This window comes from Bradyrhizobium sp. (genome assembly GCF_016219575.1).
Classification (GTDB): domain Bacteria; phylum Pseudomonadota; class Alphaproteobacteria; order Rhizobiales; family Xanthobacteraceae; genus Bradyrhizobium.
On sequence record NZ_JACRMG010000005.1, the window covers coordinates 135,565 to 159,674 of the forward strand.

The following is a 24,110-nucleotide window of genomic DNA, read 5'->3' on the forward strand; positions in this document are numbered from 1 at the left end:
TTCACCCCGGCTGTGCAGGCCTCGAACGCTGAGGTGGCGAGGCCGCAAATTGCCTCTCCCTGTGCATCTTTTTTGACAGCGGTGCGCCGTCATGTCACGCTGCCGGCAATGGGGTGAGACAAAGTCCGTCCCGGCACCTTCCAAGGGCAAAAAGAAACGTAGCCACCTCATCGAACGTAGCGTCGAGCAACCGAAGCGGCCGTCAGAGCTGCGGGTGCCGGTATCGCGTACAACGAAAGGGAGGAGCTGCAATGATCAAATCCAAACTTGTATTCGGATTCGTCGGGCTGTCCGCCTTGGCTCTCACGGCGGCGACCACGGCTGCAAATGCACAGGAAAAAGTCCGCTGGAAGATGCAGAGCGCGTTCGGCAGCCAGCTGCCGCACCTCGGCACTTCAGCGGTGCGTTTCTCGAAGAACGTCGAGCGATTGTCCGGCGGCAAGCTCGAGATCAAGTTCTTCGAGCCCGGCGCGCTGATCCCGCCGCTGGAGTGCTTCGATGCGGTGTCGAAGGGATCGATCGAATCCTGCTGGACGACTCCGGGCTACCATACCGGCAAGTACCCCGCGCTCGCCTTCTTCACCACCGTGCCATTCGGCCCGCCCGTCGGCGAGTTCCTCGGCTGGAAATGGTTCGGCGGCGGCAACGAGTTGCGTAATGAGATCTACGCCAAGCACGGCCTGATCGCGATCGACTCCTTCGCCATCGCGCCAGAGACCTCAGGCTGGTTCCGCAACGAGATCAAGTCGGTCGATGAGCTGAAGGGACTGAAGATGCGGTTCTTCGGCCTCGGTGCCCAGGTGATGCAGAAGCTCGGTGTCTCCACCCAGCTGCTGGCGGCCGCTGACATCTATCCTGCGCTGGAGCGCGGCGTGATCGACGCGACCGAGTTCTCCATGCCGACGATGGACACCAAGCTCGGCTTCCATCAGATCGCCAAGTTCAACTACTTCCCGGGCTGGCATCAGCAGACCTCGGTCAGCGAGCTTCTGATGAACAAGGCGGCATGGGACAAGCTGTCGGATCAGAACAAGGCGATCATCGAGATCGCCCTCGGCGAATCCACCATGCACACCTACGTCGAGAGCGACCACGCCCAGTTCGCGGCGATGGCCGAGATGCGCGACAAGCACAAGGTTCAGGTCAAGCGCTGGAGCGACGAGGACCTGGCCAAGCTGGAGAAGGCCTGGCTGGAAGTGCTGGCGGAGGAGTCGGCCAAGGACCCGCTGTTCAAGAAGGTTGCCGACCACTACCTCGACTACCGCAAGAAGTTCGCGGTGTGGGGCTCCTCGCAAACGATGAAAGCCACCTATCAGAAGGACTAACGGAGGCAGCCGGTGCGGCGCGCGGCTGCGCCGGCTCCCCTGTCGCCCCGCCGGCCGGTTGTGCACGGGGCGCCACCGCCAATTGCGCCACCGCAGGATTTGTCGCGATGAATGCTTTGCTGAAGTTGGCTGAGAGTATGCGGCGGGCGCTCGAATTTGTTGCCCTGGCGTCCGGCTGGCTGCTCGTCATCATGGCGTGCGTGACCACGTTCGACGTCGTCGCGCGCAAGTTCGGATTGCAGCTGCCGTACACCAAGCTGCAGGAGCTGGAATGGCACTTCCACGCCGCGATCTTCTCGCTCTGGTTGGGCTATTGCTACACGATCAACGCACATCCGCGGGTCGATACCTTCACCGAGATGATGTCGTATCGCCGCAGGGCATGGATCGAACTCGCCGGATGCCTCTTGCTGGCGCTGCCCTACATGGCCTTGGTCGCCTATTACAGCCTTGATTTCGTCGCGCAGTCCTACCGGCTCGGCGAACAGTCCGACAGCACGGTCGGGCTGACCCACCGCTGGATCATCAAGGGCATCTATGCCGCCGGCCTGTGGATGGTGGTGCTCGGCATTCTCAGCGTGCTGCTCCGGGTAATCGTCTTCCTGTTCGGCAGGAAGTCGGAACGGGAAGTCAATCTGCAAATCGGACACGTGATCACGGACGTCTAGATCATGATGCGAGGAACCGCATCACGATCTCATCTCTTTGTTTGAGCATGATCTTTTCGGAAAACCGGTTTCCACTTTTCCGGATCATGCTCCCCAATCGGGGGATTGCAACGTGCTCGACTGGCTGGCCGACAATCTCGCTCTTATCATGTTCGTGTCGATGTTCTTCTTCATCTTCGTCGGCTACCCGGTCGCCTTCATCATGGGCGGACTGGCGCTGGCCTTTGCGGTGTTCGGCGCCTGGCTCGGTACGTTCAACCTGCTCGGCCTGTCCGATATCGTGCTGCGCATGTGGGGCGGGGTCGCCAACGATCCGGTGCTGGCGTCGATCCCCATGTTCATCTTCATGGGCGCGATCCTGGAGCGATCGGGCTCCGCCAAGGACATGCTGGATGCAACCGAAGTCCTGCTCAAGCGGTGCCCGGGCGCGCTGGCAGTCTCGGTGATGGTGATGGGCACGATCCTGGCGGCGCCGATCGGCGTGGTCGGCGCCGCCGTGATCACGCTGTCGGTGATTGCGCTGCCGCAGATGCTGGCCGCCGGCTACGACAAGCGGCTTGCCATCGGCACCATCGCCTCGGCCGGAACGCTCGGCATCCTGATTCCGCCGGCGATCATGCTGGTGGTGATGGCGGAAATGCTGGCGACCTCGGCAGGCAATCTGTTTCTGGCCGCCATCATGCCCGGCTTCCTGCTCTCCGGCCTCTACCTCGTCTACATCATACTCGTCGCCATCTTCAAACCGGGCGCCGCGCCCAAGTTGCCGCCCGGCTACGGGCCGCAGACCCGCACTGCGTTCTGGTACGCGCTCTGGCGGGGTCTGTTCCCGATGACGGCGCTGCTGGTGATCGTGCTCGGCTCGATCTTCGCCGGCTGGGCCACCCCCACCGAGAGCGGTGCCGTCGGCGTGCTCGGCTCGATGTTCATCGCCGCGCTCAACAGGCGCTTGACGTTCAAGATGATGAACGAGGCGATCTTCTCCTCCTGCCGCGCCAACGGGCTGGTATTCCTGATCTTCCTCGGCGCGACCGGCTTCTCCTATGTGTTCCGCGTGCTCGGCGGCGACGACCTGATGATCTCGACGCTCACCCATTTCGGCATCGACACCAAGTGGGAAATGCTCGGCTTCGTCATGGTCCTGATCTTCCTGCTCGGCTTCCCGTTCGAGTGGATCGAGATCTGCCTGATCGTCCTGCCGGTGTTCGGGCCGATCCTGTCGAGGTACGACTTTTCCGACCACATCGGCAGCAATACGGCTCTGATGACCTGGTTCGGCACCCTGGTTGCGGTCAATCTGCAGACCGCGTTCATGACGCCACCGTTCGGAGCGACGCTGTTTTACATGAAGGGAACGGCGCCGCCGGGTGTCACCATGAACGACGTGTTCACCGCCATGTATCCGTTCGTGGCGCTGCAGGTGATCGGCTTGGCATTGTGCATCTATTTTCCGGGCATCAGCCTGTGGCTGCCGAGACTGGCCGGTTTTCTCGAATAGGCCGTAGCGCGGATCAGGCGACTTGTCCGCCGTAGCTCGTAGAGCGAAGGCGGAAGCCGTAATCCGCCGCTGCCGTCGCCGGATGCGGTGGAATGGCGGATTGCGCTTCATCGATCATCGTCTAATTCGTCAACGATAAAGGGCAAGCGGACAATCACCAAAAATGAGTTCTTGCTGGTCGTCCACACTGGGTTGGCTACCGCGGACGGCTTGGTCCTTTGCTTTAAAGAAAGCCCGCATGTCACGGACGAATGCCTTTGCGGCAATTCGATAGGTTTACGCAACATAGCTCAAGTGCGGGCTTCGCTGCGCCTGATTGCCAGCCCTCTTCGCTGTCGGGCTGTTGCCAGGAAGCCGTAGACCAGATCAAGCCCGCACTCTATTCTGACGCCAAGGATTTGATCTTTCAGGAGAGCGTAGAATGCGGGCGCTGCTTGTTAGTCTATCGGTATTGCTTTTCGTCCCTGACGCGATTGCTGCTAGCGGCGATACCTTCATTTTCGTCGCGTATAAGGTAAATTCTGTCCGAATAAAGCCGCAGCCGGTTGCTGGCGTTGGCTCTCTAACACTTCGCGCTGTTCTTCACGCTGACGGCACCGTTGATGATGTCATCGAGGCGAAGGGCGGCAACAACAAAAAGAAATACGAACAAAAGGACCGAAGGCTCGGCAGCCAGACGCAGTTCACCGGGCGGTGGCGCGTCATTGATCAGTATACGCTAGAGAGAAGGTCTATTGAAAAGAACCACGACTACGTGGTGAAGGTGATTGTGAAGGGGAAATCCTGCGCGGCAGAAGTGAGTTACGCGCTACATGCTGGGCAGAAGGAGTACTATATACATTCCGCGCAACTGGATCAGATGGCCTACTTCAGTAAAATTCAGCCGTTTGATGTAAAGTGCAAGATCGAATAAGGGCGGCACCGCCTTCATAGCTCCATGTCTTGATCTCATCGTCAGGGTGAATCGCGCGGCATAGGTCGCGCCTGCTGCCACAGGCGCTTGCTCGTTGCATACTGTTTCAAACTGTCTCGCGGCGTCTCACCGCGAGACAGAAATTTATTTAGCTTCGCTAATCCGCTACATAGCCGTTCACAACGGCAAATTGTCGTGCTTCTTCGCCGGCGTCTCGACCTTCTTGTCCCGCAGCATCGCCAGCGCCCGGGCGATGCGCTTGCGGGTCGAGTGCGGCATGATGACGTCGTCGATGTAGCCGCGCTCCGCCGCGATGAAGGGTGACAGGAAGCGGTCTTCGTATTCCTTGGTGCGGGCGGCGATCTTCTCGGCGTCGCCGATGTCGGCGCGGAAGATGATTTCGACCGCACCCTTGGCGCCCATCACGGCGATCTGCGCGGTCGGCCAGGCGTAGTTCATGTCGGCGCCGATTTCCTTGGACGCCATGACGTCGAAGGCGCCGCCATAGGCTTTTCGGGTGATGACGGTGACGAGCGGCACCGTCGACTGCGAATAGGCGAACAGCAGTTTCGCGCCGTGCTTGATCAGGCCGCCATATTCCTGCGCGGTGCCCGGCAGGAAGCCCGGCACGTCGACGAAGGTGACGATCGGGATGTTGAAGGCATCGCAGAAGCGGACAAAGCGCGCCGCCTTGCGCGAGGCGTCGCTGTCGAGCACGCCCGCCAGCACCATCGGCTGGTTGGCGACGAAGCCCACCGTGCGGCCGGCGATACGGCCGAAGCCGGTGACGATGTTCTTGGCAAAGGTCTCGGAGATCTCGAAGAAGTCGCCCTCGTCCACGACTTTCAGGATCAGCTCCTTCATGTCGTAGGGCTTGTTGGGATTGTCGGGGACCAGCGTGTCGAGGGACTCATCGACGCGCTCGATATCGTCGAAGCTCGGCCATTCCGGCACGCCGTCTGAATTGTTGGAGGGCAGGAAGTCGATCAGCCGGCGCATCTGCAACAGCGCCTCGACGTCGTTCTCGAAGGCGCCATCCGCAATGGAGGAGCGCGTGGCGTGCACGGAGGCCCCTCCCAGCTCTTCGGCGGTGACGACTTCGTTGGTCACGGTCTTCACGACGTCAGGGCCGGTGACGAACATGTAGCTGGTGTTCTTCACCATGAAGATGAAATCGGTCATCGCGGGCGAATAGACGTCGCCGCCGGCGCAGGGGCCCATGATGACAGAGATCTGCGGGATCACGCCGGACGCAATGACGTTGCGGCGGAACACATAGGAATAGCCCGCAAGCGCCGCCACGCCTTCCTGGATGCGCGCGCCGCCGGCGTCATAGAGACCGATGATGGGCGCCCTCGCCTTCATCGCCATGTCCTGCAGCTTGGTGATCTTCAGCGCGTGGGTCTCGGACAGCGAGCCGCCGAACACGGTAAAGTCCTTGGCGAACACGAAGGTCTTGCGGCCGTTGACGGTGCCCCAGCCGGTGACGACGCCGTCGCCGGGCACCTTGGTCTTCTCCATGCCGAATTCGGTGGAGCGGTGCTCGACGAACATGTCGAACTCCTCGAACGAGCCCTTGTCGAGCAGGAGCTCGATGCGCTCGCGCGCCGTGAGCTTGCCGCGCGCGTGCTGCGCCTCGATGCGCCGCTCGCCGCCGCCGAGTTTTGCGCCCGCGCGACGCTCTTCGAGGGTGTCCAGGATGTGCTTCATTTGCTTCCGCCCGCTTCCGATACTATTTGCCCCGAGCGGGGTTGCGCCCTGCCCGATTTGGCGGGTTTCTAACACGCTCCTTTCGGAAGCGGAAACCGGCTTCGCGGACCGATAAGCCGGACCGAGGCGGTACAATAATCCAGACAAATCAATGGGAAGGCAGGCCATGAGCGAGACCACGGCAAACCCCGACACCGGCGCCGCCACCGGCGGGGTGCGCCTCCTGCTGCGCCTCGAGGGCGTGGTGCTGTTCGCCGGCATGACCCTGCTCTACGGCCTGTGGGAAGGCTCGTGGTGGGTCTACGCCATCCTGTTCCTGGCGCCGGACCTGAGCTTTGCCGCCTATCTCGCAGGTCCCAAGGCCGGCGCCATCATCTACAACGCCGCGCATTCGTATCTGTTGCCGGTCGCGCTGATGACGGCGGGCCTCGCAATGGCCTCGCCGCTGGTGCTGTCGCTCGCCATGATCTGGCTCGCCCATATCGGCATCGACCGCGCGCTCGGCTATGGGCTGAAATACCAGGCGGGGTTCGCCTTCACCCATCTCGGGCGGATCGGCAAGGGCGCGGTGGGATGATGCTTCGTAGGGCATGTCGGCGTCAGCCGGGCACCGCACGCTACTTTGCATGGGGTTGTTTTCGAAGTTTTTGAGAAAGCTTCTATCGAAACTCGATCCCGATCCGCGTCGGCTTGCGCCAGACCACGGCACAACGGCGCTCGGCGCTTTCCATCTCGATGCGCATCCTGAACTGGTCGGGGATGCCGGCGATATCCTTGGCCTCGATCGAAGCGCCGGTGGCAGAAATGTCGCGCACCATGCAGGTCAGGCTTTGCCGGGCGAAATTGATGCGCGCGGCGCGGCGGACGTTGCGGCGCGAGGCGCGGCGGCTGTCGGTCGAGGGCTGGCCGGCCGCGTTGCCATTCTTCGCCGCGGCTTCTTCCAGCTGCGGTTGAGTGAAGCCCGACTTGATCCTGCCGGACTTGATGATCTCGGTGTGGATCTCGAAATGGCCGAGTGCCCGCTTGCGGCGGGCGGCGTTCGGCACGTTGGTGAGCTGCAGCGAGCCGAGCAGATGCTCGACCTTGCCGTTGGTCCCGAACGGCAGCAGCAGCCGTTCGCAATCGATGCGATTGTCCCAGGAGTCCCAGGTGGACAGCACCATGTAGACGATGCAGCCGCTGTTCGCACATTCCTTGGCAGCATCGAGCGCCGGGCGGCGCAGCGACATCGGCACCACCTGCTCCATGGTCTTGCCGGCCCAGGCCGTGTTGAAGGCATCCGCGACGTTTTCGCCCTGGTAGAGCGCGCGGAACTTGCGCAGGCGACCGGAGCCCTCGATGTTCCAGACCACGAGCTGCTTGGGGTCGTGGATGGCGGGGTCGGGCCGATACTCGGTGAAGGCCGGAAACGGCCGTCCGGCGGCAAGCCGGTCCCATTGCTCGGCGAGCGCGCGCTGGCTCGGCGACCTGATGGTGTGCACCGACGCAAACCTGAAAGACATGTTGCAATCGCCAACGGTTTCCGGCGGAATCTGACGGCAAACCGCTTAACTTAGGGCTAAGACGGCAGACCAGTCGGACGCCATGCGCGCATACCGGGTGTGAGCCGGGCGCGTTGCGGGCAGTTCCGCGAAAGATGGTTTCCGGGAGGTAAGGATGCCGGTCGATTGGCGGGCTGAGATTGCCCAGCCAAGTCAAATCGCGCCGATGTCGGCGAGGCACTGCTGCGTGGCCGTCAGGCGGGCCGGGATGTGCTCCGGCGTCTTGCAGTCCATGTTCATGGCAAACACGGTGTGCTGAGGGCCCTTCTCGGCCCAGCCGACCACCCAGCCGAGCGACGGCTGGCCGCGCTCGGCGCCCAACAGCCCGGTCTTGTAGCGGATGACGGAATCGCCCGCCTTCACCACGGGCAGGATGTCGCGAACCAGCTCCTGGCTGCGTTTTGAGACCGGCAGCGCGCCGCGGCGCAGGCGGTCGAGGAAATCCACCTGCTGCACCGGATCGATGCGCATGTCGCCGGTCAGCCAGAACTGGTCGATGCCGCCGCCGATGTTGCGGTTGCCGTATTCGAGCAGGCCCACATATTTCTGCATCCGCTCCGTGCCGATGCGCCGCGCGATCTCCTGGTAGACCGGCACGGCAGAAGCCGCGATCGCCGAACGCAGCGTGTGATCCCCGTTCCAGGCCTCGATGCTGCGCGTGACGCCATCCCACTTGAACACGTCCTTGTCGGGGTCGGCGACGACGCCGGTCTCCAGCGCGATCAGCGAGTTCGGCACCTTGAAGGTCGACGCCGGCAGGCGATCCTCGCCCGAGCGGATCTTGTCGCTGGCGATGACGAGGTAGTCGTCGACCTTGTAGCCGACGAACGTGCCCTCGGTGCCGAGGTCGAAGAAGCGCTTGGCGAGATCGCTGCGGAACTCGTTGCGCTGGTAGGAGACGTTGGCGAAGCCGCGGGCAGGCAGCAGCGTTGCGGCGGCGAGAAGACCGAGCGCGTAGCGGCGATGGATCACGGAAGGCACCGGCAGGACGGGTTGGGACGCGGCGGCAAGATGCCTGTTTCATCATGGTGAAACAATGACGAATCGCGCGGGATCTGCGCGGATCCTAGCGCACCCGGCCGGACAGCCGCAGCACGAAGATCAGGACTTCGGCGACCGCCTTGTAGAGCTCGGCCGGAATCTCGTCGCCGATCTCGACCTTGGAGAGTGCGCCCGCCAGCACCTCGTTCTCCTCGATCGGAATGTCGTGGGCCTTCGCGATCTCGACGATCTTGGCGCCGATCGCGCCCTTGCCCTTGGCGACGACGCGCGGCGCGCCGGTGCGGTCGTAATGCAGCGCCACCGCGAGCTGGTTGATGTCCGTGCTCACAGCGCGCGATCCAGGAAATGGCCGTGGGGCGCGCCCTGCGGCTGCGGCGGCGTGCCGTCGCGGACCACGATGTCGCCGGGTTTCAGCTCGGCGCGGGCCAGCGCGCGGCTGAGCTCGGCGCTTCCGGCGCGAAGCTTTTCCGCAGTCAGCGGCCGTTCCGCCCACATCCGCACCGAGGTCTTTTCGCCGACCAGGGAAATCAGCGCGTGGACCGGCCCGCTCGGCTCGACGTCGATGGTGAAGCGCGCGCGCCAGACTTTTTTGGCCGCTTCGACAGTATCGTTGCCGCCGTCGCGGGAAATCTCGAACTGCGCCATCGCCGTGCCCTGCGGCGTGGCAAAGGGAATCTCGAAGTTCCAGCGCGGCCCGGCGGGATCGTTCTGCGCAGGCTGCGGCAGCGCATCGATCCGGTCCGGCAGCGAGGCAACCTGCAGCAGCGTGTGGCGCGCGATCGCCGCATCGGTATCGGCAAGCAGATGATGCGCGGCCGGCGCCAGCGGCGTGCCGGGCGGGATCGAAGGCGGCGAGACCGGTTGCGCCGAGGGCAAGGCGCCGCGGAACGGCGGAGCCGGCGTGTTGGTGTGGGCCTCCTCACCGGAGACGGCAGCCTTGAATGCGCTCGCCGCCTTCGCGACATGCGCCGGATCGGCTGCTGCTTCCTGCAGGAGGTTGAGCGTGGCTGTGCCGGCGGGCGCGTCCTTCAGCACGCCGGCAAATCCGGTGCGAAGCGGAATGATGGCTTCGCCGGCATCTTCCGCAACCGGCACCCTCGCCTGCGGCAGCAAGATCTCCTGCAGCTCGAGCTCCTGCGCGGCATTCGGCGCCAGCGCCGGTGTCGTCTCGCCCTTGAGCAGCGGCGCGGACTGGGCGGACTGGCCGCCCAGCACGGTCTGCAGCGTCTGCCGCAGCACGAGCAGCGCCGCCTTCAAATCGGGAACAGTCCCGTTGGAAGGCACCGCACCCGCAGCGAGCGAGGCTTCGAGGAACAGGCCGGATTTTTCGAACGCCGCCTTGATTCCGGCGCCGTCGAGACCGGGATCGAGGCCGGTCTGCTGCGCCAGCACCTGCCGCACGGCTTGCAGCAGTTTTGGCGGCAGCGCGGGCGAATTGATCACGCTGGCGAGATTGGCGAACAGCGGCGCCTGGCCGCCCTGCTCCGTCGCCGCAGCTTGCGCGGCAATAGTGACGGTGGCCTTCTCGAGCGGCGTCAGCACCGCCTTTGCTGCAACGCTGGTTGCAGGCGCCGTGGGTGCATCGAGCAGCGCGTCCGGCGACAGCGTCACGGCGTCGGCCGCCGCACCTGCAGCATCAGTGACGTTGGTGAGGCGGATGCCGTTTCCGGCCTGCGACACCGCGAGCTTCAGCGCCTGGCCCTGCTGCAGCGGGATTTCCGTCTTCACGTCGATCGAGAGCGAGGCAATGGCGATGCGGACGAGATCGGCGGAGAGCACCTTCAGCACGGTGGCGTCGATCGTCGAGCCCGGCCGCAGCAGGAGCTCCGGCGATACCGCGGCGACCTCCTGGGCCGGCAGTACGGGAAGTACCGGGGTGACTGAAATCGCCATGCGCAACGTCTCGTTTCGCAGGGCAAGCTAGACCAGTGCCGTAAACGTCTTGTTAACCGGTGGCCGCGACCGGCAAGAGTGGAGGCCGGTTTTGCGTCCGGGCACGGCCGAAATGAGGCCCGTTCAGGCTTTCATCGCGTTGAGAATCCGGGTGGCGGCCTCGAAATCGACCGCGCGGGCGGCCCGGCGGGAAGCCACCTCCTCGTCCAGGCCCCACTGCTCCGTGTTGAAATCCTCATCGACATGGGCGGCAGCCCAGATGTCGGCGGGCTCACGCACGCCGTGGGTCAGCGCCAGCGCAAGCAGCGCCGAGCCGGTCAGGGTCGTCACCACGTGAAGCGCCGCGATCGACCAGGGATCGCCAGGCAAGGCCGCGCGGGCGGCGGCAATCGCGGCATCCGGCTGGCGCACGTGGTTGATACCCTCGGCCAGCATGAAATGCGCCCCCAGCGTCTCGGCCGCCCAGAACACGATGGGGTCCCAATGTGCCGCCTCCTTCGCCACCAGCGCCTCGGGATGGCCGGCGCGATAGAACAGCAGATCCGAGCCGAGATATTTGGCGATGTCGTCGGCGACCAGTTCGGCCCGGTCCACAACGCTTTGCACGACGCTGTTGGCAAAGCGCGTCAGCGGCATGGTCAGGGGGGCGATGGTCTCCCCCTGCGCGCGCCACTCCGCGGCGATAGCCTCCGCAATGGCGCGCTTCGGCACCAGCACTAGCCTGCCCGACGGCGTCTTGATCGGCTTGCCATCGAGCGTGACGGTGAAGCCGCCGTCGCTCTCGCCGACGCCGGCTTCCCTGTAGAACCGCTTGCGCTGCGGCGTCCGAGACGTGCGGCGCACCGCCTCCCCGGGGTCGAGCGGGGATTGGCCGGCAACTTCTTCGAACAGTTCACGCATGCGTTTTTCGGGTCTCGGCAGATCGGTGATATCCTGAGGTCTGACAGTACGATATCGACCGATGCAAATAAAGCCGATGAAGATCGCGATCGCAGCCGCACTGGCGCTGTTGCTGCCCGGCCCGCTTGCTGCCGTGGCCGGGTTCAAGTCGCCGGAATCGCTGATCCGCAACGTCTATGCCCACTACGGCAAAGGCACGCCCGAGCTATCCCGAGGCTTGCCGCGCGACAGCGAGACCGCGGCAAGATATTTCGATCCCACCCTGCGCAAGGCCTGGAGTGCGCCGCGCCGCGAACCCTATGATTTCCTGGTGCAGGGTTCGAGCTGGAAGCTCGGCGCCGTCTCGATCTCGATCCTGCGCCGGCAATTCGACAAGACCCATGTCGCAGTGACCTTCGACAATCAGGGCCGCGGGGTGACGCTGAACTTCATCGTCGTCGACGGGCCGGAGGGCTGGCTGATCTCCGACGTGGAAAGCCCGCACGATTCCCTGCGCATGTTCCTGGCGCAGCACCGCAACTAGGTACAACGGACTATTGCGTGCGACCGCTCGCGACGGGGTTCGCCGACTGGAGCGCCTTGAGGGCGGCGAACGTGTCGGCGTCGAATTCGCCGTCGGTACGCCCCCTGTAGAATCCGAATTCTCTCAGCAGGACCTGAACCTGTCCCTTGGTGTCCGCATGCCAGGAGCTGCTCAGCTCAAACAGGCTCTTTCGCGCATCGTCGGACCCCATGCGGAACGCCGTCAGTAGATATTCCGCCGCCTGCTTCGGGTTGCGGCCGACGAACTCGCCTTGATCCAGGACGAGGGCGTAATTCCGCATTCCACCGGGATGGCCGCTGGCTGCCGCGCGCTCGAACCAGCGGGCCGCCTCGACCTTGTCCTTCGGCACGCCCTCGCCATTCTCGTAGAGATAGGCGAGGTCGGACATCGCCACCCCCAGGCCCTTGTCCGCGGCACTGCGGAACCACTGCGCCGCCGCGCGCTTGTCTTCCTTGATCGTATTGCCCGAGTAATAGGCGATGCCGATCCGCCACATGGCCGCGGGATAACCGTCCTTCGCCAACTCGAGCAGGATATCGATGCCGGCGATGTTGTCGGCTTTGGCCGAAGACCACAACAGTGCCCGCGCCATCTGCGCCCGCAGGCGGGGCGTCGATGGATCCTGCAGGATGGCGGCAATGCAGGCCGGCACGGCCTCCTTGACGTTGATGTTCTTCAGTTCGACGCGAGGGGCCCGCGAGTCCGGAACATCGGATCCATAGCTGGCAAGACGATCGCAGCTGGCGGTCGCGTTGGGATTGGCCCAGTTGGCGGCGGCGCTCACGAATTGCGATCGCCGGCCGAGATATTCGCTGAAGGCACGATTGCTGAACACCGGGCGGGAAGCAGGCGGCGGCTGCGGCGGGATGCTGGCAACGCTCGCCGGCGGCGCGCTTCCGGCAGCAGGCACATTCTGGTCGGCCCCTGGTGCCGGGCCAACACCCGCAAGATAGAGCTGTCCTATGATCTGATCGTAATATGCCGGCACCTGGGTGTGGCCGACCGTTTGCGAGAGATCGCGCACCGCGACCTGAACTGACTTTGCCACGGCGACGAGCGGGTAGTCCCTTTTCCTGATCTCCTTGAGGAACACCCGCGTGAAGACCGAATTCGGATCTGCGTCGTCACCCGACATGCGGTCGAGCGCGGATTGCCCTACTCCTGCGGAGTAGAGAACAAAAACGCCCTCGGGCGGGGTTCCCATGGCGAGCCCGCGTGCGCCGCCGAGGCTTCGGGTTCCGCCAGGCTGAAACGGATTGTCGCGGCACGCGTCCAGGACAAAAACCGTGGCGCGGGCGCCGCGGTCCTGCAAATCCGAGATGACCTTGTCGGTCGGAATGGCCTCTCCGGTGAGCAGGCTTTCCTGGCCCTGCCTGACCGGCGGTATGTCGGTCGGCAGGATGTAATTGACGCCGCGAATTTCAATGCCATGGCCGGCATAATAAAGAAGGGCAAGATCGCCCTGCTCCACCTGGTCCATGAAGGCGGAAAGCTGCCGAATGAAATCGCGGCGACTCAGATCGGTTGCGAAGCGAACCTTGAATCCGAGCGCCTCCAGCGTGGAGGATACGGCCCTGGCATCGTTCACGGCCCGCTCGAGCCTGGACACGCTCTCATAGGCATTGTTGCCGACCACCAACGCAATGCGCTTGTCCGCGTTTGCGTCAACGGGCAACGCGGCCGCGAACGCCACCGTCAACAGAACTGCACGAACGGCAAGAGCAATGCTGGACAGCACGACCTTGTCCTTCAATCAATTTGCCGCGGCGGCCGTGATGCGCGCCGTTCCCAAAAAAATCTTCAGCCCGATCCTGACCGGCTCAAACCGGGGTATCTTAGGGGCTCGGACCGGACTTTTGGAAGGGGGGCGGCAGCCTCGACCCTGGCAGCGCTGCGGCATTTGCGCGCTATCGTGGCTCGACCTTCGCGCGCCCCGTTCAACTCGCCCCGGCGCGGCGTCCTATCGTGTGGCGCAGTTTCGTGAGTATGCTGCGCGCTCGTTGGGACCGAGGCCGGAGGCCGCGGCGTCATCGAGGCATTTTTCGATGCGTTCGCCGAAGGATTTTTGCGGCGCGATCGGCGCGTAGGAACGCTTCGGCAGTTCGCCCGCCTTGGGGATGGCGGGCACCTCGATCGTCGGCGGAGGCGGAGGTGCAGGCGGCGGCGGATTGTAGGGAGAACTGCCGGGCGGGATCATCTGCGCGGGCGCGTTTCCCGCGCCCAGCGTCAGCATGACAACGCCGCAATAGATCAAAGACCACTTCATGCCGTCTATGTCGTGACGACACGGCCAAGTCGCAAGCGCTTCATATTGCCGGGAACCGGCTGCGTCCGGGATCGATCGACGGAACCTGATCCGCCGGGCGATACCGCTCGTGCGCTAGGCGGCCCGCACCGAATCCAGGAACTGGACGACTTCGCGCTTCAGGCGGTTGCTGTCGCCGGACAACGACTGTGCCGCGGTCAGGATCTGTGACGACGCCGATCCGGTCTCCACCGCGCCGCGCTGGACGTCGACCACGTTGGACGAGACCTGCTGCGTTCCCATCGCCGCCTGCTGCACATTGCGGGCGATTTCCTGGGTGGCCGCGCCCTGCTCTTCCACCGCGGCCGCAATCGTCGAAGAGACCTCCGACAGCCTGTCGATGGTGTCGCATATTTGCTTGATCGCTCCGACCGACTCCTGGGTTGCGGCCTGGATGCCGGAAACCTGCTGGCCGATCTCGCCTGTCGCTTTGGCGGTCTGCTCGGCAAGCGCCTTCACTTCCGAGGCAACCACCGCAAAACCGCGGCCGGCCTCGCCGGCACGCGCAGCCTCGATGGTCGCGTTGAGCGCCAGCAGGTTGGTCTGCCCGGCGATGGTGTTGATCAGCTCGACGACGTCGCCAATGCGGGCGGCCGCAACGGACAGTTCGCTGACGCGCTCGCTCGTCGTACGTGCCTGGCCGACGGCCTCGCCCGCCATGCGCGCCGACTCCTGAACCTGCCGGCTGATCTCGGTGATGGACGAGGACAGCTCCTCGGTCGCCGACGCAACCGACTGCACGTTGGTCGAGGCTTCCTCGGAAGCTGCTGCAACCGTCGTGCTCAGCTGCTGGGCGCGATTGGCCGTGGCTGTCAGCGAGCCGGCCGAAGTCTCGAGCTCGCTCGAGGCGGAGAACACCGTCTCGACAATACGGCCGACCGCCTGTTCGAACTCGTTGGCAAGCCTGTTCATGTCCGCCTTTCGCTGTTGCGCGGCGATCTGGTCCTGTTTCATCTTTGCGTCGGCTTCCTCGCGCGCCTTCTCCTCGGCCCTGATCTTGAAGGTCTCGACCGCCTCCGCCATGTCGCCGATTTCGTCCTTGCGGCCGAGTCCGGGAAGGACCACGCCGAAATTCCCAGCGGCAAGCTCCTTCATGCCGCGGGTCAATCCGGACAGCGGCCCCACGATACGGCGGAACGCCACCCAGAAGCTCACGAGCGCAAGGACGATGCTGGCAAGCAGCACGGCGCCGTTGATGATCAGGCTGGTTGCGCTTTCCGACGCCTCGTTTGCGGCTTCCTGATCGGCCGCACTGCCCAGCGCTTCCGCCAGCTTGAGGATGGAATTGATGGCAGTGGTCGCACGCGCGACGAACTCGCCGGCGGAGATCTTGTAGTCTCCGCTTTCCCCGGCGGCAAAGACGCCATCGCGGACCACCCCATACTTGGTGAAATACTCGCCATCCACGCCTGCGAGCGCTTCGGCGACTTTGCCGGAAACGCCGCTGCGCTGGCGCATCGCCGATACGGTCTCCCAGGCAAGCTCGACCTGGCCGCGGGCGCGCGCGATCACCCGGATCCTGTCCATCGTCAGCTTGGCGCGGGAAGAAATGATGCCGCCGACGAAGGCGCGCTCCCGTCCCGCATTTTCCGCCATCAGCGCCGTCAGATGCCGGTTGCTCACGAGTTGGGCCAGGCTCGCCGTCGGCGGCGTGGTCAGCGTTTCCAGAGTCAGCCGCAATCTGTTGGCGGCAACCTCGATCAGGCTGGTGATACCAGGTGCAAAACCATCCACGACTTCCGCCGGCCGTTCCGATCCGGGCTTGTCGAAGCTCGCATCGACCTTGACGCGAAATGCCTCGAATGCCCGCATGGCTGTTTCGGCCCCGGCAATCTGGGTCTCGGCACTCTTTATCGCGGGGACGGTTCGCAGCAGCTTCACCGCCTCGCGAAACGCCTCATCGGCGACGGCACGGGTCTTGACGATCTCGGCGCGACGCTCCGCGGGAACCAGATCGGGCGATTTCAGGGGGGCGTTGGTCAGCCCGCGTTCGACCGCCCATTGGCCGGCACTGCGCAACAACAGTTGGGAGATCCGGTTGACCTTGAGGAATTCGTCGGACTTCTCTCGGCGAACCCATGCTTCCCGGGCGGCAAATCCGGCAGACACCACCGCCATGATGGCCAGCGCCGAGATGATCGAAGGGAGCACAGTTCCAATTCTCAGATTCATGTAACCAGTCCCCGGTTGCGAGGCTTCGGACGCGGAGCGGCCCGCAACCCACGGGGACAAGCGCTTCCGTCAAGCGAAATGGAGATTTCGAATGAAAAGTCCTCGCGCGCCGTTGCGCGAAGTCCGATGCAGGCACCCGACGCTGGCGAACGCACGCCGGGAGTCATCGACTCATCGGCGCAAGCCTTCTCGGGAGCGAGCACCGAGAATCTATTCGTGAAACGCTTTGCCAAGGCTTAATGCGCGCCTGCCAAAGTCCGTGTTATTGCGGACCCGGCTTCGAAAATTCGACAGCCGGCTTGTCCGGGATCAACCCGATTTGATGCCTATTGCGACTGCGGGTTGCGGTGCGCTCTTTGCTCGCCGGCGGCGCATCAAGGCTTCCGGTAGATCACCTGTCCGGCGCGGATGGTCGCGGTGACCCTGGCGAGATTGCGCACATCCGAAATCGGGTCGCCGTCGAGGACCACGAGATCGGCATCGAAACCCTGCTCCACCCGTCCCTTCTTCGCGGCCTTGAAATAGCCCGCGGGACCAGTGGTGAGCGAGGCCAGCACCTGCCGTTCGGTGAGCACGCGGCGCATCAACTCGTATTCGAGCGTAGTGTCGTAGATCTGGGTGAAGCCGACGTCGGTGCCGAACAGGACAGTCCCGCCATTGTCGGCAAAAGCCTTGAGCTGGCCGACGACGTTATCGACGATGCGGGCGCTGATCGCCGCAGGCACCGGGAGCTTGGCAAATAGCGACAAGGTCGGCGTGAGCGCGACGTTCTGCTGCTTGAAATGGGCGAGCTGTTCCGCCGTGTAACCGGGCTGACGGGTGACCGTGTGCGCCATCACGTCGACCCCGGCCGCGATCACGGCGTCAATGCCGGCCGTATTCTGCGGATGGGCGAACACCGGCTTTCCCTTGGCATGCGCGACATCGACGGCAGCCTTGGCGATGGCTGCGTCCATGTTGACGACCGGCTTGTCCTCACCCTTGTAGGAACCGGTGAACAGCTTGACGCCGTCGAGCTCCATCTGCCCGTAGGTGCGCGCCAGCTGCGCTGCCCGCTCGGGCGTGGCGGCCTCCGGGAGCTGGATTTCGGGCGGCAGATAGGCGGGATGACCGTCCTTGGGGAAGATGCTGCCGGCGAAGAAAATGGCGGGGCCGGGCACTTCGCCTGCGTTGATGCGCTGGCGCAACGGCAGCAGATCGGCCGGGTTGGAACCGAGATCCCACACGGCGGTGAAACCCCATCGCGTCAGCATCGCCTGCATATGCGCAGTGAGCGGTCCGGCCGGTGCGTTGGCGGCGTTCTTCCACGGCGCTTCCGTGAAATGGACGTGGCTGTTCCAGAAGCCGGCGACGATGGTCTTTCCCGTGCAATCGATCACGAGCGCATCCGCCGGAATCTGGACTTCTCCGGAGCGGCCGATTGCCGCGATGGCGCCCGACGATGTCACGATCACCGCATCGGAGATTGGCGCTGCCTCGGGCGAGGCGTAGACGCTGCCGCCTTTCAGCACCAGCACCTGGGCGTGCGCGGCAGCGCCCGGCAAAGCGGCAAGACAACAGAGAAGCGCGGCGCGGAGCCAATTCCGGGGCATGAGCAAGACCTTTTCGAACGACTGCGGCACGGAAGCTAAAGGAATTGCACGACGCTGCCTTGACCGATATTGCTGCACTCAAGGCGTGGCGAACGCCGTTCCCGTCACTCCTCCGGCGCGTTCTCGATCGGATCGAATCGCTTGGCATCGAAGCCCAGCAGATTCCAGGACTGCTGCATGTGCGGCGGCAGCGGCGCGGTGGCGTCGATCACGCCGCCGCGGGGATGCGGGATCACGATACGCCGCGCCAGCAGGTGCAGCCGGTTCTGCAGGCCGCCCGGCAGATCCCATTGCTGCTTGTTGAAATATTTGGGGTCGCCGACGATGGCGTGATCGATATGCGCCATATGCGCGCGCAGTTGATGCGTGCGTCCGGTGACCGGCTTCAGCGAGACCCACGCCAGCTTCTGCGCGGCGGTCTCGACAACGGCGTAGTAGGTGACCGCATGGCTCGCCCCCTCGTCGCCATGCTCGGCGATGCGCATGATGGTGTCGTCCTCGCTCTCTTCCTTCGCGAGATAAGTCGAGATGCGGCCCTGCTTCGGCTTGGGCACGCCGGCGACCAGCGCCCAGTAGATCTTGCGCGCCGAGCGCTGGCGGAACGCACCCGTCAGATGCGTGGCGGCAAAGCGCGTCTTGGCCACCAGCAGGCAGCCCGAGGTCTCCTTGTCGATGCGGTGCACCAGCCTGGGCTTCTGCCCCTTGGCGTCGCGCATCACCTCCAGCATGTCATCGACGTTTCGCGTGATGCCGGAGCCACCCTGCACGGCGAGACCCACCGGCTTGTTCAGCACGAGGACGTCGTCGTCCTCGAACAGCGTCATCTCTTTCAGCGCGGTCAGCGTCTTCTGCGCGGCCTCCGAAAGTGCACCAGCCACCTTCGGCGCATCGAGCCGCAGCGGCGGGATGCGCACGCTTTGTCCCTCCTCGAGCCTGTCCTTGCTGTCGGCGCGCTTGCCGTTGACGCGAAGCTCGCCTTTACGGACGATGCGCTGGATGTGAGAGAACGAAAGGCCCGGGAAGCGTGCTTCGAGGAAGCGGTCGACGCGCATGTTGTTCTCGTCTGATGTCACCACCACGGTCTGCACTTTTGTGGGGAGCTGCGGCTCGGGCTTTGCCTCGGCCCGAGCAGGCGCGGGCTTCTCGCGCCGCGGTTCGGCAAGGCGCGGCGGCTGGCTTCCGCCCGGCCGGTGGCCCGGCACGCGGTCGCCCTTCGGCGCGGCGCGATGCGGCCGTGCGTCGCTCGAACGCTCGGTGCGAGCACGCTGCTTCGGTTGTGATCTCTTGATACGGCGGCTCATTGCAATCCCGGGCCTTCTGGGTGATTGGGCATAGTGTGTGAGCGATCGGCCCACAATCGTGCTTGAGTTAAGTCAGTTCCACCCGCAGCGTGCGACCGACGGCATTTGCAGCGCGGCGCAACGTTTCGAGCGTGACCGAAGGCGTGGACGGGTCGAGCAGACGATCGAGCTGACGCCGGCTGGTCTTCATGCGCTCCGCCATCGCGCTCTTGGTGAGGCCCTGCGCCTTCATCGCATCTACCAGTTGCTCGGCAATGATCTCCTTGATGGCGCGCTCCTCGCACGTTCCAAGCATGCCTTGTTCGGCGAGGAATTCATCGAACGTTTCCTTGCTGACCCGCGCCTTTTTCCTGACCATCACGTCACCTCTCGTTTTCGCTTCAGCGCGAGTTCTATATCCTGCCTCGGCGTTTTCTGCGTCTTCTTGATGAAGGCGTGCAACAGAATCATCTCGCCGTTGCCCATGCAGAAGATAACTCGCGCAATCCGGTTGCTGTCGAGATCGCTTTGGACCTCCCACAATCCGTGACCGAGCGGAGCGCAGTACGGGCGACCGATCGGCCAGCCGAATTCGACCTTCTGAACATCTTGCCAACCGTGCGCCGGTCCTCAGGAGGTAGCTCCAATATCCATTCGCGGACCGGATTGCGGCCTGTCTGGCTGACATAGAACCGCGCAGGGAGCTTTTTCGTACGATCAATCATCTGATCCGTCGATTATGTGCCATTTTTGGCACATATTTGCAAGGCCTCCGACCAGTACCAATCGCAGGCCGGATCGGCCATGCTGTGGCAAAGCACACAAGAAGCGGAGGATGCCGGAATGGTCGGGTTGAAGAATTGGCTTGCCATCACAGCCATCCTCCTCACCGGCACCGCATCGGCCCAGCAGGGCCCGATGCCGGAAGACCTTGCCTGGAAGCTGCTTGAACTCGGCCGCGTCATCGATCCCCCGAAGACGGCTGCGCTGTACGCGCCGATGCAGGAGAAGGAGCCATATGCCGGCGTCAAGGTTGAGCGCGACGTCAAATACGGTCCGGCCGAGCGGCATCTCCTCGACGTCTTCGTGCCCGACACAAGCGCCGCTGCACGGCCCGTGCTGATCTTCGTCCACGGCGGCGCATTCGTCGGCGGCAACAAGCGCAATCCCGGCAGCCCGTTCTACGACAACATCATGCTGTGGGCGGCGAAGAACGGCTTCGTCGGCGTCAACACCACCTATCGCCTCGCACCTGCCTCGCCCTGGCCGGCCGGCGCCGAAGACCTCGCCTCCGTGGTCAAATGGGTGAGCGAGAAGATCGCCGAGCGCGGCGGCGATCCCGCGCGCATCTACCTGATGGGGCAATCGGCCGGCGCCGTCCACGTCGCGGGCTACGTCTCGCATCCGGAACTGCACAAGGTGAAAGGCGGCGGACTCGCCGGCGCCATCATGGTATCCGGCATCTACGACCTCACCGGCTCGCCGCTCGGCGATCCCGAGATCGCCTATTTCGGCTCCGACCCGTCGCGCCATGCCGAGCGTTCCTCGCTGAAGGGGCTGGTCGAGAGCAAGACACCGCTCATGATCACGGCAGCCGAACTCGATCCGCCGCGCTTCATCGAGCAGTACGAAATGATGAAGCAGGCGACCTGCAAGGGCGCCAATGGCTGCGCGAAAAGCTTCATGCTGCCGCAGCACAGCCACATGTCGGAAGTCTATGCCATCAACACCGCCGATACGCGGCTGACGGACCAGATCCTGGAGTTCGTGAAGACGGGGAAATAGCGCAAGACCGCCGCCGAGAGGATACTCATGAAGGTCGAAGAAATCGCCGAAGCCGTTGCCAAGCTGCCGCCGGAAGAGTTCGCACGCTTCCGCCGCTGGTTTACCGCGTTCGAGTCGGGCCGTACCAACCACGCCGACGAACTCGACTCCACCGCGACCAAGCTCGGCCGCTTCGCCGGCCGCGCTTTCGCCGAGTTGAGAAAGCGCGCGAAGGACGGCCAGTCCTAGTCCCCGCCCCGCTCGCGGCGCAGCTTGGCCCAATAGTCCAGCCGCTTCCTGATCTCGCGCTCGAAGCCGCGCTCGGGCGGATCGTAAAAGGTCCGCCGTCCCAGCGCTTCCGGAAAGTAGTCCTGGCCCGAGAACGCGTCGGGCGCGTCGTGGTCGTATTCGTAGTTGGCGCCGTAGCCTTCGGACTTCATCAGCTTCGTGGGCGAATTGAGGATGTGCTTCGGCGGCAGCAGCGAGCCGGCCTCCTTCGCCGTGCGCATCGCGGCACCGAAGGCGGCATACATCGCATTCGACTTGGGGGCGGTGGCGCAATAGACCACGGCCTGCGCGATCGCGAGTTCGCCTTCGGGAGACCCAAGGAAGTCGAAGGCGTCCTTGGCGGCGTTGGCAATCACCAGCGCCTGCGGGTCGGCTAGCCCGATGTCCTCCACCGCCATGCGCACCACGCGTCGCGCCAGGAACAGCGGGTCCTCGCCGGCGTCGAGCATGCGGGCGAGATAATACAGCGCAGCATCGGGATCGGAGCCGCGCACCGATTTGTGCAGGGCCGAAATCAGGTTGTAGTGGCCGTCGGCGGACTTGTCGTAGATCGGGGCGCGGCGCTGCAAAATGTCCTGCAACTGCGCGGCGTTGAAGATTTCGTCCTTGCGCGCGGAGCGCCAGACCTCCTCGGCGAGCGTCAGCGCGGCGCGGCCGTCGCCATCGGCCATGCGGGCAAGTGCGGCGCGCGCCTCGGCATCGAGCGGCAGCTTCCTGCCCTCGATTGCCTCCGCATGCGCAAAGAGTTTCTCGATCGCAGCCGGATCGAGCGAGTGGAACACCAGCACGCGGGCGCGCGAGAGCAACGCCGCATTGAGCTCGAAGGAGGGATTTTCCGTGGTGGCGCCCACCAGCACCACCGTGCCATCCTCCATCACGGGCAGAAAAGAGTCCTGTTGCGCGCGGTTGAAGCGGTGCACCTCGTCGACGAACAGCAGCGTGCCTTTGCCGGTCTCGCGGCGGGCGCGCGCGGCGTCGAACACTTTCTTGAGGTCCGCGACACCGGAAAATACCGCGGAGATCTGCTCGAAATGCAACTCGGTGGCGTCAGCCAGCAGCCGCGCCACCGTGGTCTTGCCGGTGCCGGGCGGCCCCCAAAACACCAGCGAGCCGAGCGTGCGCGTCTCCAGCATCCGCGTCAGCGCGCCGTCGGGCCCAAGAATGTGATCCTGGCCGACGACCTCGGAAAGTTTCTTCGGCCGCAGGCGGTCGGGCAGCGGATGCGGCGCATCCTGCTCCATCCCTGCCGCGGCAAAGAGGCTCGGCGACGCCTGGGGTCGTTTCGGGCTCATCCGCCGAGCGTGACGTTGATCTGCTGGCCGCCCCGCACCACGACGATGCGCCACAGCCGCGACGATGCCTTCGCCGCCTTGTCGAGATCGCTGGTCTTGGCGATCTTCTGGTTGTTCACCGCCAGAATGATGTCACCCTTCTGGAAGCCGACACTGGCGGCCGGCGCGCCGTCCTCGAGCTCGACCACGACGACGCCTTCGGCATTGCTGTCGATGCGCAGCTCCTCGGCGACCGCCGGCGAGATGTTGGCAACGCGCGCGCCCTGGAACGGCGAGCGCGCGGAGATGGTGATCTCGTCACGGTTGGTGTCGGGCGCGACTTCCAGCGGAATGGTGATCCTGACGCTCTTGCCGCCGCGCTGCACGTCGATCTGCGCGCTGCTGCCGATCGGACGGGTGGCAAAACGATAGTCGAACGCATTGTGGTCCTCGACGGTCTGTCCATCGATCGCAACGATCAGGTCGGACAGCTTGAGCCCTGCCCGCGCCGCCGGGCTGCCCGGGGCGACATTGGCGACCAGCGCGCCGCTCGGCGCCCGAAGACCCAGCGTCTCCGCAATCTCCGGCGTCACCGCCTGCAGCTTTGCGCCGAGCCAGGGCCGCTTGACCGCCTTGCCGCCGCTCTTGGCGGAAGCCACCACCACTCGAACCATGTTGGCAGGAATGGCAAAGCCGATCCCCTGCGAGCCGCCGGAGCGCGAGAAGATCGCGGTGTTGATGCCGGCCAGCCGCCCGGTCATGTCGACCAGCGCGCCGCCGGAATTTCCGGGATTGATCGCCGCATCGGTCTGGATGAAGAACTGGTAGTCGGTGATGCCGACCTGTGTGCGCGCCAGCGCCGAGATGATGCCGTGGGTGACGGTCTGGCCGACGCCGAAGGGATTGCCGATCGCGAGCACGATGTCGCCGACCACGAGTTCGTCGGAATTGGCGAAGTCGAGGGTGGCGAATTTCTCCCTGCCGTCCTTGACGCGCAGCACGGCGAGATCGGTGCGGCTGTCCTTCAGCACAATCTCGGCCTCGAACTCGCGCTTGTCGGAGAGCGAGATCTTCACCTGGTCGGCGCCCTCGATGACGTGGTTGTTGGTGACGACGAGGCCGGAGGCGTCGACCATCACGCCGGAGCCCAGCGAGCGCTGCATCTGTTCCGGCTGCTTGTTGCCGGGCACGCCGAAGAAGCGGCGGAAGATCGGATCGTCGAGCAGCGGGTTGCGGTTCTGCACGGTCTTGGCGGCATAGACGTTGACCACCGCCGGCTGCGCGCGCTGCACGATCGGCGCATAGGACAGCCGCAGTTCGGCCGCCGAGGACGGCGCGCGGCGATCCTGCGCGAAAGCCGGTGCGGCCAGCACGGCAGTGATCAGAGTGGCGGCGATGAAGCGGTTCAGCATCGTCAAAAACCTTGTGAATCCCAACGTCAGATATA

At 64.3% G+C, this 24,110-nt stretch carries 23 protein-coding genes; 8 read left to right on the forward strand and 15 right to left on the reverse strand.

Annotation, left to right across the window (positions count from 1 at the left end):
* Positions 1–251 precede the first annotated feature (251 nt).
* The 4 genes from HZB49_RS02720 (at position 252) to HZB49_RS02735 (ending at position 4,401) form a co-directional block, all read left to right on the forward strand.
* Positions 252–1,325, forward strand: a complete 1,074-nt coding sequence (locus HZB49_RS02720; RefSeq protein WP_291608940.1) for a TRAP transporter substrate-binding protein — start codon at positions 252–254, stop codon at positions 1,323–1,325.
* A gap of 107 nt (positions 1,326–1,432) precedes the next feature.
* Positions 1,433–1,993, forward strand: a complete 561-nt coding sequence (locus tag HZB49_RS02725) for a TRAP transporter small permease subunit (RefSeq protein WP_291608941.1) — start codon at positions 1,433–1,435, stop codon at positions 1,991–1,993.
* Positions 1,994–2,105: 112 nt separating this feature from the next.
* Positions 2,106–3,488 (forward strand): TRAP transporter large permease subunit, encoded by a 1,383-nt coding sequence (locus tag HZB49_RS02730; RefSeq protein WP_291608942.1) that lies wholly within the window; start codon positions 2,106–2,108, stop codon positions 3,486–3,488.
* A gap of 421 nt (positions 3,489–3,909) precedes the next feature.
* Positions 3,910–4,401 (forward strand): hypothetical protein, encoded by a 492-nt coding sequence (locus tag HZB49_RS02735; RefSeq protein ID WP_291608943.1) that lies wholly within the window; start codon positions 3,910–3,912, stop codon positions 4,399–4,401.
* Positions 4,402–4,578: 177 nt separating this feature from the next.
* On the opposite strand, the gene HZB49_RS02740 is transcribed toward HZB49_RS02735, so the two are convergent.
* Positions 4,579–6,111: an acyl-CoA carboxylase subunit beta gene (locus HZB49_RS02740; protein WP_291608945.1), complete on the reverse strand. Its 1,533-nt coding sequence runs from the start codon at positions 6,109–6,111 to the stop codon at positions 4,579–4,581.
* Positions 6,112–6,277: 166 nt separating this feature from the next.
* Between HZB49_RS02740 and HZB49_RS02745 the strand changes: the two genes are divergently transcribed.
* Complete coding sequence (locus HZB49_RS02745; protein ID WP_291608946.1) at positions 6,278–6,688, forward strand: DUF4260 domain-containing protein; 411 nt, start codon at positions 6,278–6,280, stop codon at positions 6,686–6,688.
* An 82-nt stretch (positions 6,689–6,770) separates the two neighbouring features.
* Here HZB49_RS02745 and HZB49_RS02750 read toward each other — a convergent pair whose 3' ends face one another.
* The 5 genes from HZB49_RS02750 to HZB49_RS02770 form a co-directional block, all read right to left on the reverse strand.
* Positions 6,771–7,613 (reverse strand): PilZ domain-containing protein, encoded by an 843-nt coding sequence (locus HZB49_RS02750; RefSeq protein WP_291608947.1) that lies wholly within the window; start codon positions 7,611–7,613, stop codon positions 6,771–6,773.
* Between the two features lie 192 nt (positions 7,614–7,805).
* The gene (locus HZB49_RS02755; RefSeq protein WP_291608949.1) at positions 7,806–8,624 is read right to left on the reverse strand and encodes a penicillin-binding transpeptidase domain-containing protein; all 819 of its coding nucleotides are present in this window, start codon (positions 8,622–8,624) and stop codon (positions 7,806–7,808) included.
* Positions 8,625–8,718: 94 nt separating this feature from the next.
* On the reverse strand, positions 8,719–8,982 hold the full coding sequence (locus HZB49_RS02760) for an EscU/YscU/HrcU family type III secretion system export apparatus switch protein (protein WP_291608951.1): 264 nt from the start codon (positions 8,980–8,982) through the stop codon (positions 8,719–8,721).
* On the reverse strand, positions 8,979–10,547 hold the full coding sequence (locus HZB49_RS02765) for a flagellar hook-length control protein FliK (protein ID WP_291608952.1): 1,569 nt from the start codon (positions 10,545–10,547) through the stop codon (positions 8,979–8,981). The genes HZB49_RS02760 and HZB49_RS02765 overlap by 4 nt, the downstream gene beginning before the upstream one ends.
* 123 nt (positions 10,548–10,670) lie before the next feature.
* On the reverse strand, positions 10,671–11,447 hold the full coding sequence (locus HZB49_RS02770) for an ATP12 family protein (RefSeq protein WP_291608953.1): 777 nt from the start codon (positions 11,445–11,447) through the stop codon (positions 10,671–10,673).
* 76 nt (positions 11,448–11,523) lie between these two features.
* Between HZB49_RS02770 and HZB49_RS02775 the strand changes: the two genes are divergently transcribed.
* Positions 11,524–11,970 (forward strand): hypothetical protein, encoded by a 447-nt coding sequence (locus HZB49_RS02775; protein ID WP_291609101.1) that lies wholly within the window; start codon positions 11,524–11,526, stop codon positions 11,968–11,970.
* A 10-nt stretch (positions 11,971–11,980) separates the two neighbouring features.
* Here the strand turns inward: HZB49_RS02775 and HZB49_RS02780 are convergent, their stop codons facing one another.
* The 7 genes from HZB49_RS02780 to HZB49_RS30030 form a co-directional block, all read right to left on the reverse strand.
* Complete coding sequence (locus tag HZB49_RS02780; protein ID WP_291608955.1) at positions 11,981–13,744, reverse strand: caspase family protein; 1,764 nt, start codon at positions 13,742–13,744, stop codon at positions 11,981–11,983.
* Positions 13,745–13,951: 207 nt separating this feature from the next.
* Complete coding sequence (locus HZB49_RS02785; RefSeq protein ID WP_291608956.1) at positions 13,952–14,257, reverse strand: hypothetical protein; 306 nt, start codon at positions 14,255–14,257, stop codon at positions 13,952–13,954.
* A 114-nt stretch (positions 14,258–14,371) separates the two neighbouring features.
* Positions 14,372–16,468, reverse strand: coding sequence for a methyl-accepting chemotaxis protein (locus HZB49_RS02790; protein WP_291608957.1), 2,097 nt, complete (start codon positions 16,466–16,468; stop codon positions 14,372–14,374).
* A gap of 374 nt (positions 16,469–16,842) precedes the next feature.
* Complete coding sequence (locus HZB49_RS02795; protein ID WP_291608958.1) at positions 16,843–18,060, reverse strand: amidohydrolase family protein; 1,218 nt, start codon at positions 18,058–18,060, stop codon at positions 16,843–16,845.
* Positions 18,061–18,164: 104 nt separating this feature from the next.
* The gene (locus tag HZB49_RS02800) at positions 18,165–19,361 is read right to left on the reverse strand and encodes an RluA family pseudouridine synthase (RefSeq protein ID WP_291608959.1); all 1,197 of its coding nucleotides are present in this window, start codon (positions 19,359–19,361) and stop codon (positions 18,165–18,167) included.
* Between the two features lie 67 nt (positions 19,362–19,428).
* Positions 19,429–19,719, reverse strand: coding sequence for a Fis family transcriptional regulator (locus HZB49_RS02805; protein ID WP_291608960.1), 291 nt, complete (start codon positions 19,717–19,719; stop codon positions 19,429–19,431).
* The gene (locus HZB49_RS30030; protein ID WP_365856435.1) at positions 19,719–19,883 is read right to left on the reverse strand and encodes a type II toxin-antitoxin system RelE/ParE family toxin; all 165 of its coding nucleotides are present in this window, start codon (positions 19,881–19,883) and stop codon (positions 19,719–19,721) included. Before HZB49_RS30030 ends, HZB49_RS02805 begins: the two co-directional genes overlap by 1 nt.
* 300 nt (positions 19,884–20,183) lie before the next feature.
* Between HZB49_RS30030 and HZB49_RS02815 the strand changes: the two genes are divergently transcribed.
* Entirely contained in the window at positions 20,184–21,125 is a 942-nt protein-coding gene (locus HZB49_RS02815) for an alpha/beta hydrolase (RefSeq protein ID WP_291608961.1), read from the forward strand.
* A gap of 27 nt (positions 21,126–21,152) precedes the next feature.
* The gene (locus tag HZB49_RS02820) at positions 21,153–21,353 is read left to right on the forward strand and encodes a hypothetical protein (protein WP_291608962.1); all 201 of its coding nucleotides are present in this window, start codon (positions 21,153–21,155) and stop codon (positions 21,351–21,353) included.
* Here HZB49_RS02820 and HZB49_RS02825 read toward each other — a convergent pair.
* Positions 21,350–22,684 carry a replication-associated recombination protein A gene (locus HZB49_RS02825; protein ID WP_291608963.1) on the reverse strand — a complete coding sequence of 445 codons (1,335 nt, stop codon included), beginning with the start codon at positions 22,682–22,684 and terminating at the stop codon, positions 21,350–21,352. The two genes, HZB49_RS02820 and HZB49_RS02825, sit on opposite strands and share 4 nt — an antisense overlap.
* Positions 22,681–24,075, reverse strand: coding sequence for a DegQ family serine endoprotease (locus HZB49_RS02830; protein WP_291608964.1), 1,395 nt, complete (start codon positions 24,073–24,075; stop codon positions 22,681–22,683). Before HZB49_RS02830 ends, HZB49_RS02825 begins: the two co-directional genes overlap by 4 nt.
* Positions 24,076–24,110: the final 35 nt, after the last annotated feature.